Annotated in this window: 9 protein-coding genes and 2 tRNA genes; 8 read left to right on the top strand and 3 right to left on the bottom strand. The window is 25.8% G+C overall.

The window, feature by feature from the left end:
• Nucleotides 1-2: 2 nt before the first annotated feature.
• The 5 genes from DB318_RS01225 to DB318_RS01245 all read left to right on the top strand — a co-directional run bounded on the left by DB318_RS01225 (nucleotide 3) and on the right by DB318_RS01245 (nucleotide 9,163).
• The gene (locus tag DB318_RS01225) at nucleotides 3-3,242 is read left to right on the top strand and encodes a PD-(D/E)XK nuclease family protein (RefSeq protein WP_151073625.1); all 3,240 of its coding nucleotides are present in this window, start codon (nucleotides 3-5) and stop codon (nucleotides 3,240-3,242) included.
• A 5-nt stretch (nucleotides 3,243-3,247) separates the two neighbouring features.
• Entirely contained in the window at nucleotides 3,248-6,754 is a 3,507-nt protein-coding gene (gene recB, locus DB318_RS01230; RefSeq protein ID WP_151060267.1) for an exodeoxyribonuclease V subunit beta, read from the top strand.
• Entirely contained in the window at nucleotides 6,751-8,583 is a 1,833-nt protein-coding gene (gene recD, locus DB318_RS01235) for an exodeoxyribonuclease V subunit alpha (protein WP_151060265.1), read from the top strand. Before recB ends, recD begins: the two co-directional genes overlap by 4 nt.
• Nucleotides 8,584-8,620: 37 nt before the next feature.
• A tRNA-Asp gene (locus tag DB318_RS01240) sits at nucleotides 8,621-8,694 on the top strand.
• A gap of 154 nt (nucleotides 8,695-8,848) precedes the next feature.
• A complete protein-coding gene (locus tag DB318_RS01245; RefSeq protein ID WP_151060264.1) occupies nucleotides 8,849-9,163 on the top strand; it encodes a hypothetical protein in 315 nt (104 codons plus the stop codon).
• 74 nt (nucleotides 9,164-9,237) lie between these two features.
• Here the strand turns inward: DB318_RS01245 and pfkB are convergent, their stop codons facing one another.
• On the bottom strand, nucleotides 9,238-10,161 hold the full coding sequence (gene pfkB, locus DB318_RS01250; protein WP_151060262.1) for a 1-phosphofructokinase: 924 nt from the start codon (nucleotides 10,159-10,161) through the stop codon (nucleotides 9,238-9,240).
• 93 nt (nucleotides 10,162-10,254) lie between these two features.
• Between pfkB and DB318_RS01255 the strand changes: the two genes are divergently transcribed.
• Entirely contained in the window at nucleotides 10,255-12,114 is a 1,860-nt protein-coding gene (locus tag DB318_RS01255) for a fructose-specific PTS transporter subunit EIIC (RefSeq protein ID WP_151060260.1), read from the top strand.
• A gap of 22 nt (nucleotides 12,115-12,136) precedes the next feature.
• Here the strand turns inward: DB318_RS01255 and DB318_RS01260 are convergent, their stop codons facing one another.
• On the bottom strand, nucleotides 12,137-12,862 hold the full coding sequence (locus DB318_RS01260) for a hypothetical protein (protein ID WP_151060259.1): 726 nt from the start codon (nucleotides 12,860-12,862) through the stop codon (nucleotides 12,137-12,139).
• A gap of 84 nt (nucleotides 12,863-12,946) precedes the next feature.
• Here DB318_RS01260 and DB318_RS01265 point away from each other — a divergent pair, with 84 nt between their 5' ends.
• Both DB318_RS01265 and rnmV read left to right on the top strand, forming a co-directional pair.
• Nucleotides 12,947-14,218, top strand: coding sequence for a M18 family aminopeptidase (locus tag DB318_RS01265; protein ID WP_151060257.1), 1,272 nt, complete (start codon nucleotides 12,947-12,949; stop codon nucleotides 14,216-14,218).
• Nucleotides 14,219-14,220: 2 nt separating this feature from the next.
• Complete coding sequence (rnmV, locus tag DB318_RS01270; RefSeq protein WP_151074138.1) at nucleotides 14,221-14,772, top strand: ribonuclease M5; 552 nt, start codon at nucleotides 14,221-14,223, stop codon at nucleotides 14,770-14,772.
• On the opposite strand, the gene DB318_RS01275 is transcribed toward rnmV, so the two are convergent.
• Nucleotides 14,754-14,825, bottom strand: a tRNA-Asn gene (locus DB318_RS01275). The two genes, rnmV and DB318_RS01275, sit on opposite strands and share 19 nt — an antisense overlap.
• Nucleotides 14,826-14,846: the final 21 nt, after the last annotated feature.

Here is a 14,846-nt window from a genome sequence, read left to right on the forward strand (position 1 = left end):
CTGTGAATATATATAAAACTAACAAAGTAAATAAAATTTATAATAAAATCAAAGAATTGACCCAAAACGACAATATCTTTAAAAAAGAAACACTAATTATAGTAAAAAATGATCTTTTAAAAGAAGAAATTAAAAAAACTATAGCAAGGCTAAATGAGATTTCTTACAATTTAAATATTAAAAAAAATGCTATAAAAAGCATATACGAAATTTCTTTAAAAAATCCCAATATAAAAAAATATATAGAAAAAAACACTTTTTCATTTTATTTGGAAACAGAAAAATTCATTTTATATAACATATTGAAAACCGAGAAACTCAAATACATAAAAGATTTCAAATCAACAAAGAATAGATACTTTTTTGCATCAAAAATAATAGATTTATTCCACCATTATTACTCAAAATTTTCAAAATTAATCGAAACCTGGCAAGACAATGGATTTTTATTCCAAGAAGAGAATTTAAAACCCTACGAGAATATGCAAAAAGAACTATTTAAAAAACTCTTTGAAAAGCAAAAAAATATTTTAAACTTACATAAAAAAATAATTCAGGAAAAACCAACAAAAAATATAAAAATTGAAATTAAAAAAATAATATTTATTGGCAATAATAGAGAAATTGAGAAAAAAATTCTCAACTCTTTAGAAAAAATTTTTGATTTTGAAGTACATGTGTTAATTTTTGAAGATTTGTTCAACTATAAATCTACTCTTATTAAAGAATTATTGTTAACAAAAACAAAGATTAACCCAATTCAATATCAAGCTATAGAAAAAGAAGATATTGAGTTGTTTAAAGGTAAAAATTTTTTAACAAGCATTAAAAATAACATCATAGCAGAAACTCCAATTTCAAAATTAGACGATAGCTTTAAAATAATAGAAGCTAAAAATCAAAAACGTGAAGTAGAAATTTTGGTAAATCAAATAGTACACTCAATGCAAAAAAATAACCTAAAATTAAGCGAAATAGCAATAACTTGTTTACAAGAAAAATTTAATGAATATTTGCCATATATAGAAGAATGCCTAAATAAATATGAAATTGAATACAGCGTTCTATCTTATAACAATCTATCAAGAGGAGAGAGTATATTAGCCTTAAAAAGGCTAATGGATCTTTTTATATCAAAAAACGAAACAATTAGCGATTTCAGTAGAAAAGAAGTATTCAACCTACTAAGTAACAATAAAGTAATGAAAAAATTTAATATATCAGCATCTGAATTAAACTATTTAATAGAATTTAGCGATGCAATGAACATTAGTTTTGGTGTAAACAACACTCACAAAGAAAATTTAAAATATGATCAAAACTTTTTAAACTCATGGGAAGACGGATTTAATCGATTTTTAATGTCTGAAATATTTGATGAAAAATACGAAGAAGAAATTCAAAAAGAAAGCATAAGGTTTCAAGATCAAGAATCAATAATAAAACTTATAACAATAGTAAAAAGCTTGTATGAAGATATAAACTATTTTAAAAATAAAGCATATAAAGTATATGAATGGGCAGAAATAATAGAAATTTTTATTCAAAAATATATTGATCTTGAAGAATTTAATACAACTGATGAATATTTAAAAAATAAAATAAAATCCTTTAAAAATTTCCCCAAAGATTTTAATGACAATCTTCACAAAAACTATTTAAAAGAAATTAATGAAATCAAAATTGAATTTTATCTTTTTAAAATTATGCTTGAAGAAAGCCTTGAAAAAGAAAAATATGGGGTAATGTATAAAAAAAATGGAATATTGATTGCAAATTTTAAAGAAATAGAATATCTTCAAAAAAAAGAAATTCATTTTTTAGGATTTCATAAATTCAACTCTAAGATAAGTTATGATAATATGAATTTATTAAATGAATACTACGAATACGAGAACACTGAAAAAGAAGCAATCACGGCTCTTTTTAATTTAATTCTTGCAACATCAGAAAAATTTTACCTTTACTACTCATTACAAGACAATCTGAACCTAGAAATTAATATATCAAAAACAATAAACAAAATTCTTGATCACATACAAAAATATGAAAAAAATTTTCAAATAGAAAAGCATCCAAATGAAAACCATGACCTAGCATATTTTAAAGATGTAAAAGAAAATTATTTGATAAACTATGATTTAGAAGCCTTTAATATTGCAAAAATACTACAAAATTCCAAACCAATTAGGTTTAAGCAAAATAAAATTCAACTAGAAAGTCCAATTAAGCTAAATTTATACGAACTAAAAACTGCCCTTTCTAATCCTTACAAACATTTTTATGAAAAAACTTTAAACGTGAAAATACAAGACATAAGATTAGAAAATGAAATCAAAGAAAAACAAGAAGAACAAATTTTCAGTGTTATTGAGATTATTTACAGACTTATAAAAAATTCAACACTACTGCATGAATATATAATGGGGAAAAAAGATGATGGAGATAAAACAATAGAAATTATTAAAAACCATATTAAATATGAAATACAGCAAGGAAGTATTCCTTTAAATATAGATCAAAAAACGCTTGTAAATGCTATCTTCAAAAAGATAAATAAATTAAAATTTAATACTACTAAAAGCTTAAAAAATCTTTCAATAATGATAAAAACCAAAATTAAATTTTGTCAAACAATAAAACTAAGTTTTCAAAAAAAAAATATAGAATTTGAATTAAAAAAAGATATTGAAAATCTATATAAAATCGAAAACGATTATTTTCATTTAAATTTCGTAAAAAAAGACTATTCCAGCATCCAAGATAAAATAAAAAATGAAATAGATTTATATATAACAGGACTACTAATAAAAAAAGAAATACAAAATTTCAATTCATTAACAGAAGTAAAAATTGATCTTGAAAACTTATCTACAAAAACAACTATTTATTATAACCACAAAGAAATAATAATTGATGACATTGAAAATATACTTATGCAATTTGCATACATATCAAGCTATCCAACTCCAATTTACCAAAGCTTAATAATTAAAATTTTAACAAAAACAAATCAAAACAATTTTTCAAATTGTTTTGAGGATTTCATAAAAATGCAAATAAAAAACCCATCCAAAGCTTATTTTACAAGCAAAGCACATGAGAGATTCTTAAAAACTAGCGAAATAACACTATGTGATTACTACAATAGATTTAAAGACACTCATGATTTCAAGCTAGACAAAAATTTACTAATATTGATAGAAAAATTTTATATTAAATTTGCAAGGACAAAAAACTAAAATTCATGGACCAAATCATAGAAAAAGTTCAAAATAACGCAACAATATTAATAGAAGCATCAGCGGGCACTGGTAAAACTCATATACTTGAAAACGTAGTTATAAATTTAATAAAAACTAAACTATATTCTATAAATGAAATCTTGGTATTGACTTTTACAAAAAAAGCCACAGAAGAAATGCACACAAGAATACTAAAAGCAACAGAAACTGCTTATTTTAGCTCAAAAACAAATGAAATTTTAAAAGAAGCTTATGAACAATCAAAAAAACTCTTTATATCAACAATTAATAAATTTGCATTACATGCCTTAAATAATTTTCAAATCGAAATAGAAAATTATTCCAAATACAAACCTAAAGAAAAATTTTCAAAAGAAATAGATGAAATAGTTTATAGCTTTTTAAGAAAATCAGATAGCTTGATTCAAGATCTTGATATTAAAGACTATGAACTTAAAGTATTTAAATCTGCTGCTAAAAAAACTGAAGAAATTGTTTTAAAAATAAAAAAAGCTTACGAAAGAGACACAACTCAAGAACTAGGAGATTGGCTTAAAACTCAAACATCATTTGAAAACATTCTTCTCAAAAAAGAAGAATTAATCAAAGATTACAACAAAATAATAGAAGAATTAGACAAAATGACAACAGATGAAAGATTAAGTTTTTATAATAAACATATTCAAACTGGTAAACTTGAAATAGAATATTATAAAGAAACCGACATATTCAAAATAGCAGAAATATTATTAAAAAATAAATTTTTTTCAACTCTAATAGAAAAAGAAACTAAAAAAAATACTAAATTATCACCCAAAGAACTTCAAATTAAAAATGACTTAATCCGTTTGGGGATTAACATTAAACATGAAAAATACAAATCAGAAGACAATAGAAATAAAAATAGAAATAATTTAAAGCAATATGTTATTTTAAAAGTTGAATACAAAATACTAAAATATATAGAAAAAGAACTAGAGAAAATTATTAAATCAACAAACACAATAGATCAAAATTACATAATTTCAAATTTAAAAAATTACTTAAAATCAGAAGACAAAAAGCTTCTAAATGCAATAAAAAATCGATATAAAATCATTTTAATTGATGAGGCACAAGACTTAAGCTTAACACAAATTGAGATATTCAAAATATTAAAAACAGCAGGAATAAAATTGATATTCATAGCTGACCCCAAGCAGATAATATATTCCTTTAGAAAAGCAGACATTTCTTTTTATAACAAAGAAATAAAAAATAAAATTAATACAGATGCTAGAATTGTGCTAAAAATAAACCACAGGTCAAGTAAAAAACTTATCGAACCTTTAAATAAAATTTTTAATAATATATACAATAATACAATAGTCGATGAAATTGAAAAAATTGAATTTACCAATTCACTTCCAAATCCAAAAAATGACAATAATAAAATTTTCATCAACGGACAAGAAACAGAAGGAATCAATATAATAACCACAAATACCGAAAACGAAGAAGACATTTACCAAAAAACAGCATTAATAATAAAATATTTACTTACATATGGAAAAATTGCTGAGAACAGCAAAATTAGAAATATTAAAATGCAAGACATTAAAGTGCTTTGTAGAGGAAAAAATGAAATCGATTTAATAGACAAAGCATTAAAAAAAGAGCAAATTCAAACAAACAAAACTCAAGAAAAATTTTTAAAAACCAAAGAATTTAGCGAAATTTTTTATATTCTCAAGTGTTTAGACCGAAAACAAAATTTTAAAACCTTAAATTATATTCTAAACAGTAAAATATTAAATGTCCCATGGAATTTGCAAAGAATTTTAATCAAACAAGACAAAATTAACCTTATAGAAGAATTTATTGAAAATATAATAGTTTTGCTTGAAAAAAATGAAATTGCATTAATAAATGCAATTAACAAAATCACATTAGAAAAAAACTTGTGGATCAAAATTGCAAATAGCACCAAAGATCAAAAAATTATTGAATGGGCAAAAAATAAAATAAATTACAAAGGTCTTCTTATTAAAGAAGGTAAGCTTGAAAATTTAAAAACCTATGAAACAGTACTCGAGATTGTCTCTAAAATATATTATAAAGAACAAAACATACAGTCTCTAATTTCTGCTTTAGAAAATCTAATAATAAACGAAGAGCCTGAAGAAATAGAAGAAAGGGTTAATAATATAAACAACGATAATGAATCTATAGAGCTTATGACAATACACAAATCAAAAGGGCTTAGCATGAATATTGTATTCTTAATAAATACATCTCCAATAGAAAATAGCAATTTTTCAAAAAAAAATCATTTTTACAAATTTTATAAAGATGGAAACATTGAATATGATTTTTTTAAATTGGAAGAAAACAAAAAATATGCAAGACTAAAAATACTAAGTGAAGAAAAAAATATATTTTATGTGGGAGCAACAAGAGCCAAATCTTCTCTATTTATTACAAAAACAAATAGCATAACTAGCAAATTATTAGAAATGGCAAAAATTTTTACTATCGATGGTATAAAATATGACTTTAATATATATGAATTTATTAACCAAAAGAAATTCAATAAAAAAAAGAACAATGCAAATATTAATACAAAATTAATTCCACCAAAACCAATAACTAAAAACATGTTTAAAAAAGAACATACATCTAGTTTTTCAAGTTTAACAGCACAAGCTCATCACGCAACATTTTACGAAAACTATGATTTTAAAAATACCGACTACGAAAGAGAAGCAGACCTTGATTACGACATTACATTAGAAGAGACTCTGCCTAAAGGAAAAGATAGCGGAAACATTTTGCATGCTGCAATGGAGGAAATAATCTTTAGTACAGCAAAAGATACATTTGACAACTTTAAAAAGAATAACATTGAAATTATTAAAAACCAAATACAAAAAATTAACTCAAATCTCAATACAATAGAAATACAAAATTCACTAACTAAAATGATTTACAATATACTAACTTATAATATAAGAGCAATTAATATCCGTTTGTGTGATATTGAAGAATTACAAAAAGAAATGGAATTTTTAATCAAAATAAATCCTAAATTTCAAAAACAAAAACATCTTTTTGAAAACCAATTTGAAGATCTTCACATAAAACTAAATGATGGATACTTAAAAGGAATAGTAGATCTCATATTTAAAGCTAATAATAAAATATATATCCTGGATTACAAAACAAACTATCTTGGAAAAGATAACGACGACTATAATATAACAAATTTAGAAAATATAATAAAAAAAGAATATTATGATTTTCAATATAAAATATATGCACTGGGAATAAAAAAAATATTATTTAAAACCCAAAAAGAATATAATCAAAAATTTGGCGGAATAATATATCTTTTTACAAGAGCATTTAAAGACAATATTGAATGCTTGCAATCAAAATTTGAAAATGGCATTTATTTTGATCTTCCAAAATTTAATGACGTAGATTTAGATAAAATTATCTTAGAATTGAGTATTAAAATGCAATTATGAGAGATTTTTTAGTACTAAGAGAGTTTTTAAAAGATAAAAACAAAAAATTCTTAACCCCAGAACTTAAGCTTTATGAAATAATTGAACTTTTAAATATCAATAAAAAAAATTTTTATAAAGCACAAATGCTTACAAAATCTATAAACAATGAAAATATTTTAATATTTTTAATATTTTTATTTAACTACTTTGACAAAGGTCACTTAAGAGCTGATATAAATCTATTAGCAAAAGATATTCAAAATACAATAACATTCGCAAAAGACAACCTAGAAAAAAGCAATAAAGGCTATAACAAATTAATAAAAATACTAAAAAGACTAGAAATATTTGAAAATCTAGAGACTATTAATAATATAGTCTCCCTTTTAAAGAAAAATAATATACTAATGGAATTTAATAAACTTAAAATTACAACTCCCCTAATCCTAGAAAACAATATCTACATTTATACTCAAAAAAACTATAGAGAAGAAGAAGAGTTAATAAAACAAATTATAAAAAGATTAGAAAATTATAAAAGTGAATTAAATGACAACGAAATACAAAATATAATATCAAATTTGGACACTAATAATTTAAACAAAGAGCAAATTACATCGGTGATAAAGGCACTAAAAAGCAACTTCTTTCTATTAAGCGGAGGCCCTGGAACAGGCAAAACTACAACTATTAACTATATCTTAAAGGCAATTAATAAAATATTAAACAATAAAACAAAAAGATTAGTAGCAATTACAGCACCTACAGGAAAAGCTAGCTTAAGGCTACAAACAAGTATCGACTATTCATTCAAAAATTTAGAAATAGAATGCAATACGATCCAAAAAATATTGGGAATCAAATTTATAAACAAAAAAAATCTATATGATGAAGAAAATCAACTAAATTTTGACGTAATAATAATTGACGAAGCCTCAATGGTAGATGCATATACTTTTTTAAAGCTATTAAAAGCAACTCCAATAACTACTAAATTAATAATGGTAGGAGATAAAAATCAGCTCCCATCAGTAAATGAAGGGAATGTATATTCAAGTATTCTAGGAGTCAAAAAAATAAATACTGATAATATAGAAGATCTTAAAGAAAATTTCAGAAGCAACAAAGAAATAAACTTGCTCTCAAAAGCCATATACAAAGAAGATAGCGCTTTGATTTGTAAATACATTAATAACAATGAAAATATTCAATTAAAAGAAATAGAAAAAATAAACTTAAAAAAAGATCTAATAGAATATACAAACAATTTATATAAAAAAATAACCACTTTTAATCTTAAATTACTACAAGAATCAAAAATTGAAAAAATACTTGAAACTTTACTTGAAAATATAATTTTAAGTTCAAAAAATTTTGGAAAATTTGGAACTAAAACATTAAATGAAATAATAAAAAATTACCTAAAAAAAACCTATGGAAATCTTATTGGTCAAATAATAATGATAACTAAAACTGACTATAAAAACAAATTATTTAATGGAGAACGAGGTATCATTTTTAATGAAAATTCTAAATTTTATGCTTTATTCCAAAGAAAAAATGAAAAATATAAAAAAATAAATTTAGATTTACTAACAAATTATGAATTCAGCTTTGCAACAACAATACACAAAAGTCAAGGATCTGAATACAAGCATATAAAGGTAATATTAGAAAATAACCCCTTTTTGACAAAAGAACTTATGTATACCGCAATAACAAGAGCTAAAGATAGTTTAGAAATAATTTCTAACAAAGAGACTATTCTTAAACTGAGCAAAAAATCTAGCAAAAGAGATTCAAAAATACTAGAACACTTAAACTCATTTAAAGAAATTGACAAATAAATTAAAAACCACTATAATCGTAAAAAAGTATGATTTTGGGGGCGTAGTTCAGATGGTTAGAACGCCTGCCTGTCACGCAGGAGGTCGCGGGTTCGAGACCCGTCGCTCCCGATAGCAACTTTTAAAATTTATTATATCAACAGTTTTTCTTAAAGAATCTATTACTAACTTAGAGAGTTTTGAATAATAAAAAATTACAAATGTTTAATTTAAAAGTTATAATTTAAATAATTCAAAAAAATAAAACCTAAAAGGAGAAGATAAAATGAATCTTAAAAAATACTTATTTTTTACTACTTTACTATTGATTTCAGCATCAGTTTTCGCACAAACCAATACAGAAAGAGGAAATATAATTACAAATGAAAACTTAAGCCAATTTGGAGTAGAAGAAATCTGCCCAATATGTGGATATGTTAACTGTGTTTGCGATGAGAAAACTACAGAAATCGCTGCAAAAATCACTCAACCAAATACAACAAACAGCTTGTTTACAAGCATAACTATGTTTGCATTCTTAGCAATTACAGGATTGGCCATAGTAATAAATAAATCATATAAATCAAAATTAAAAATTTAAGAAAACTAACTACTGTAGCTTTTTAAAAGCTACAGTAAAGTTTTTAAATAAAATCCTTAACTCTATTTAAAAGATTAAGAAATACAAATGTCTTCAACCCTAATATCACAAAGCATATTTTTAACATCTTGAAATTCACAAAGATTGCCTTTTAATGCCGTAGCTGTACCAGCTGCAACACCAAATTTAAATGAATCTTTTAAAGTATTTCCATTATCAAAAGCATACAAAAATCCTGCAATCACAGAATCTCCTGCACCAATAGTACTAACAGAGTTAATCTTTGGAACAAAGGCCCTATAAGCAACATTTTTATTGCCAACAAAAATAGCTCCGTCACTTCCCATGGAAATTATAATATTTTGAACCCCACTTTCTATAAGATTTTTCCCGATTTTAATCAATTCTTTTGTAGAATTACATTTAGCATTAAAAAGATCCTCAAGCTCATAAATATTAGGCTTTATTAAAAAGGGATTTAATCTGAGAATTTTTTTTAAAGGCTTACCACTGGTATCAATGACAAGCTTAACATCATTAGAAATGCTATTAGATATTCCATTATATGCATTCTCACCAAGAGCCGCAGGAACACTTCCTGACATTACCAATATACTATTATTTGTTAAACTTTTAAGCTTATCTTTTAAAAGTTCAAATTCATTCTCAGAAATATCTGGAGAATTGGCATTAATTTCTGTTTCCCTACCATTTGCTATCATTTTAATATTTAATCTTGTATCATATTTTATTTTAATAAAATCATTTTTTATGCCCTTAGAATCAAGGGACAATCTTATATAATCGCCTGTAAACCCTCCCAAAAATCCAAGAGCCACACTGGGCTTCCCCAAATTTTTAAGAACAGTGCTTACATTTATTCCCTTACCACCAGCAAAGAAATTGTTATTCAAAGCATAATTAAGACTTTCTTCATGAAATTCTTTTAAAACTATTTTATAATCCACAGCAGGATTAAGCGTTAGAGTATATATCAAGATAATCTCCTTTAATTAATTGATAAAATCAATTAATTAAATGTAAAATTTAATTAATGTATATACACTATATAATATATAAAGGTGATTATTATGCAAAATTTATTTTCAAAAAACTTGATTGTTTTAAATTACAATGCAACTAGCAAAGAAGATGTAATTAGAAAAATGGCTTGCATGCTTAATGAAAATGGATACTTAAATGACATGGAAGCATTTATAAAAGAAATTAAAAAAAGAGAAGAAATTAACGGGACAGGAATTGAAGAACATATAGCCATACCCCATGCAAAAGGTGATTTCATTAAAAAACATGGAATTGCCATTTTAAGAGTTAATGGCAATGGATTTGACTTTAACTCTTCTGATCAAAAACTTTCAAAACTGTTTTTCATGATGGCTCTCCCTAAAGAAACTCCTAGTAATGCACACATAAAAGCTATATCACATCTAAGTAATACTTTTAGTAATGACTTATTAAGGCATGAACTTATGAGCACAAATAATGAAAATAGATTTTTAGAAATAATTATGAGCAATAATAATGTAAATGAATCTAATAATTTAAATACAAAAAAAGATTTCATTCTTGCCGTAACAGCATGTCCTGTGGGAATAGCTCATACTTATATGGCAGCAGAAAGTCTAAAAAAAGCGGCTTTAGAATTAAACATAAACATAAAAGTGGAAACAAATGGGTCTAGTGGAACCGAAAACCCAATAACAGAAGAAGAAATAAAAAATGCAAAAGGAATCATTATTGCATCTGGCAAGACTATCAACAAAGAAAGATTTAGCGGAAAACCTTTAATCGAAGTAGGCGTAAAAGACGGCATACACAAAGCAAAAGAGCTTATTCAAATAATTCTAAAAAACGAAGCACAAATTTACAACAAAAGTAATACAAATAAAACCGCCGAAAACCCTAAACAAAACCAAAAAACAGGAATTTATAAACACCTAATGAATGGAGTCTCATTTATGCTTCCATTTGTAGTCTCAGGGGGAATAATAATAGCAATATCATTTATGTTTGGAATTAAAGCATTTGACATAAACGACCCAAGCTACAATAAAATAGCAGATATTCTGATGCAAATCGGCGGTGGAAGCGCATTTGCTTTAATGATCCCAATACTTTCTGGCTATATTTCATTTAGCATAGCAGAAAGGCCGGGACTTGCGCCTGGAATGATTACAGGATTAATGATGAATAATGGAAATGCAGGATTTCTGGGGGGCATCTTAGCAGGATTTATTTCAGGATACGTTACACTAATTGTAAAAAAAATATCTGACAAAATCATTCCTAATAATTTAAGAGGAATAAATCCAGTATTAACTTATCCTTTTTTATCAGTTATAATCTCAGGAATTTTAATATATGCGCTGCTTAGTCCAATAGCATTTATTAATGAATCAATAACAAATATACTAAATCAACTTAGTGGAACTAATATGGCAATACTTGGGGCTTTACTTGGAGGAATGATGGCAATAGATATGGGAGGACCTGTAAATAAAGCTGCATACGCATTTGGAATTGCAATGATAACTGCAAAAAATTATATTCCTCATGCAAGCATAATGGCAGGAGGAATGGTGCCGCCTATAGGAATTGCTATTGCTACAAGTTTATTTAAAAATAGGTTCTCAAAAGAAGAAAGAGAATCTGGAAAAGTTTGTTATTTTTTGGGAGCATGCTTTATTACAGAAGGAGTAATTCCATTTGCAGCATCAGATCCTTTAAGAGTAATCCCTGCATGCATACTAGGTTCATCTGTGGGGGGATTTATTTCTGCACTTTTTTCGGTAGAAGTTATAGCACCTCATGGCGGAATATTTATTCTACCAATAGTAGTAAACCCATTAATGTGGATAATATCTATCTTAGCAGGTTCAATTATAACGGCTGTTTTAATAGGAATTTTTAAAAAAGAATATAAACTTTAATCGTTTATATTCTTAAGGTCTGTCAATAAGCTAATCTAAGTTTTATTGGTGTCTCAAGACTCAATCCTTTAACCATGTCTATCTCAAACTTTAGTGTGTTTGAGTTAATCTGTTTAAATCCAAAGTGTTCTTTAATATTTCTAGAAGTCTTAACTATAAGATTAAGTTTTGAATTGTCAATAAGTTCACTTGCCCTGGAAGTAAAATCTGATAAAAAATAAACCAAAACATCTTTATATTCTTCAGCAGACATTGGAATCTCATCTGATGGTAAAAGAGCAGCAAGTGCATCACTAATATATTCTTTATTTTCATTAATATTCTTAGTAGCATTTTCCAAATTAATATTAAGTTCAATAATATTTTTACCGTCTTTTTTTTCAATCTTAAACACAGACATATCATGTTTTTCCATATAATCGCCCAAAATTTTAATTAAATTATCAAACTTAACAACTAAATTAATAGAATCTCCTTGGGTTTTAATACTCAAAAGCTTAAGCCCAAGTTTTTCCTCTCCATTTTTAAAGTATTTTTTTATTTCATCTACAGGGAAAAGAGGCATATTTGCAACTTCTTCTCCCAGCAAAGTTGTTAAGAGTTCTTTTCTAATTTTCTCAAATTCTCTATTAACATTAACAAATATTGAAACAATACCACTAATATCATCTTTTAACTCAATTTCAACATTAGAACTACAAGCAAAAAAAATAAACAATAAACTCAAACAGACAAAACGTTTTTTCATAACAAACTCCTAACTAATATACAGCTAAAAACTATTATAATAGAATATATAACTATAAAGCAATAAAATTAAAGGAGAATACCCATGGTGCACGATAAAACATTAGAACCAAAATTTTTTCAAAGCCTACTAGACAATAGTCCTACCCCTTATCACTTAGTAAACTATATTGAAGAGAAATTAATAAATTATTTTAATGCACAACAATTAAAACTTGATGAAAAATGGAAAATTGAAACAGGATCGTATTACATAAAAAAAGAAGGAACTAGCCTTATTGCCTTTAATATTGATGTCGAAAAAAAACATGAACCGTTTCTAATAGCAACAGCACATACAGACAGTCCGGGATTAAAATTAAAAATAGATGCAACAGAAAAAACAGGTGATGTATTCTACAGTCATATTGAAGTTTATGGTAGCCCAATAATTTCTACTTGGGTTGACAGAGACTTAAGCTTAGCAGGGATTGTATATTTCAAAAAAAATGAGAATATTAATTCAAAATTAATCAATATTGAAAACATAGGAATTATTCCAAACCTTGCAATTCATTTAAACCGACAAATTAACGAAGGATTTAAATATAATACTCACGACAATTTAACAGTAATCAATAGCACTAAAAAAACAATAAAAGATAATATCTTAGAACAACTTGGAATAGAATATGAAAATTTTCTATCTTGTGATCTAATATTCACAGAATCACAACCTTCTAAAATAATAGGAACTGAAGGAGAATTTTTAGCTTCTAAAAATCTTGATAACAAATCAGGATGTCATGCAATCATGAACTCTTATATCTATACAAGCAATAATAAAAATAAAATAGCTGTATTTTTTGACAATGAAGAAGTAGGGTCTTTAACATCAAGAGGCGCTGATTCCAATTTTTTATCAGAAGTTTTAGAAAGAATTGATCTTGCTCTTAACTTAACCAGAGAAGAGCATCTAATAAAAATAAACAAATCATTTAATATATCGATCGACAGCGTTCACGGTATTCATCCAGGATATGCATTCAAACATGATCCAAACTATCAAGCAACTTTAAGTAAAGGCGTAGTTGTAAAAAATAGCGCCAATTTCAGATACGCAACAACTTCAAAAGGATTTGCAAAATTAAAAAATTTGGCTATTAAAAGTAATATTAAGATTCAAGAAATAATAATGAAAGCAAATGTTCCTTCAGGCACAACAATTGGTCCAATATCAAATGCAAGAACAGGAATAGAAACTATTGACATTGGAACACCAATGTGGGCAATGCACTCCCTACGCGAAACAGTATCAATAGCTGACCATATAGAAGCAATTAAATTGCTAAGAGCTTTCTTTGAAAAAGGAATTTAAAATTGGAAAAAATACAAGAAATAATTGTAGTTGAGGGAAAAGATGATCTTAAAAGGATAAAAGAATCTTTTGACTGCACAGTAATAGAAACAAAAGGATTTGCTTTGAAAAGCGAAACCATTAAATTGCTAAAAAAAGCCTTAAAATACAAGGGAATAATAATATTAACAGACAGCGATAAATCTGGAAACATTATTAGACAAAAAATAGTCAAACATCTAGGAGAAAATAATAAAATCAAACATGCATATCTTAATATTAAAGACACTGAAGTTGAATCAGTAAATAAAACAGAAATAATAAAAATACTTAAAAAAATTGGAACTTTCTCTAAAGATGAAGATGCTCAAAAAGATTTATTAAAATTAAGCGATTTATTAGAACTTGGCATAATAGGAGAAAACTCAAAAGAAAATAAACAAAAAATACAAACACACCTTTGCTTGGGATATAGTAACAGTAAAAAACTCTTAGAAAGACTCAATTACTTTAAAATAACAAAAATGGAACTAAAAACTCAATTAGCTTTAATTAACTCCCCCAGAAGGACTTGAACCTCCGACCTAGTGGTTAACAGCCACCCGCTCTACCACTGAGCTATAGGGGAAATTGAACACTAGCAATATTA

This window comes from [Borrelia] turdi (genome assembly GCF_008828755.2).
GTDB lineage: Bacteria > Spirochaetota > Spirochaetia > Borreliales > Borreliaceae > Borreliella > Borreliella turdi.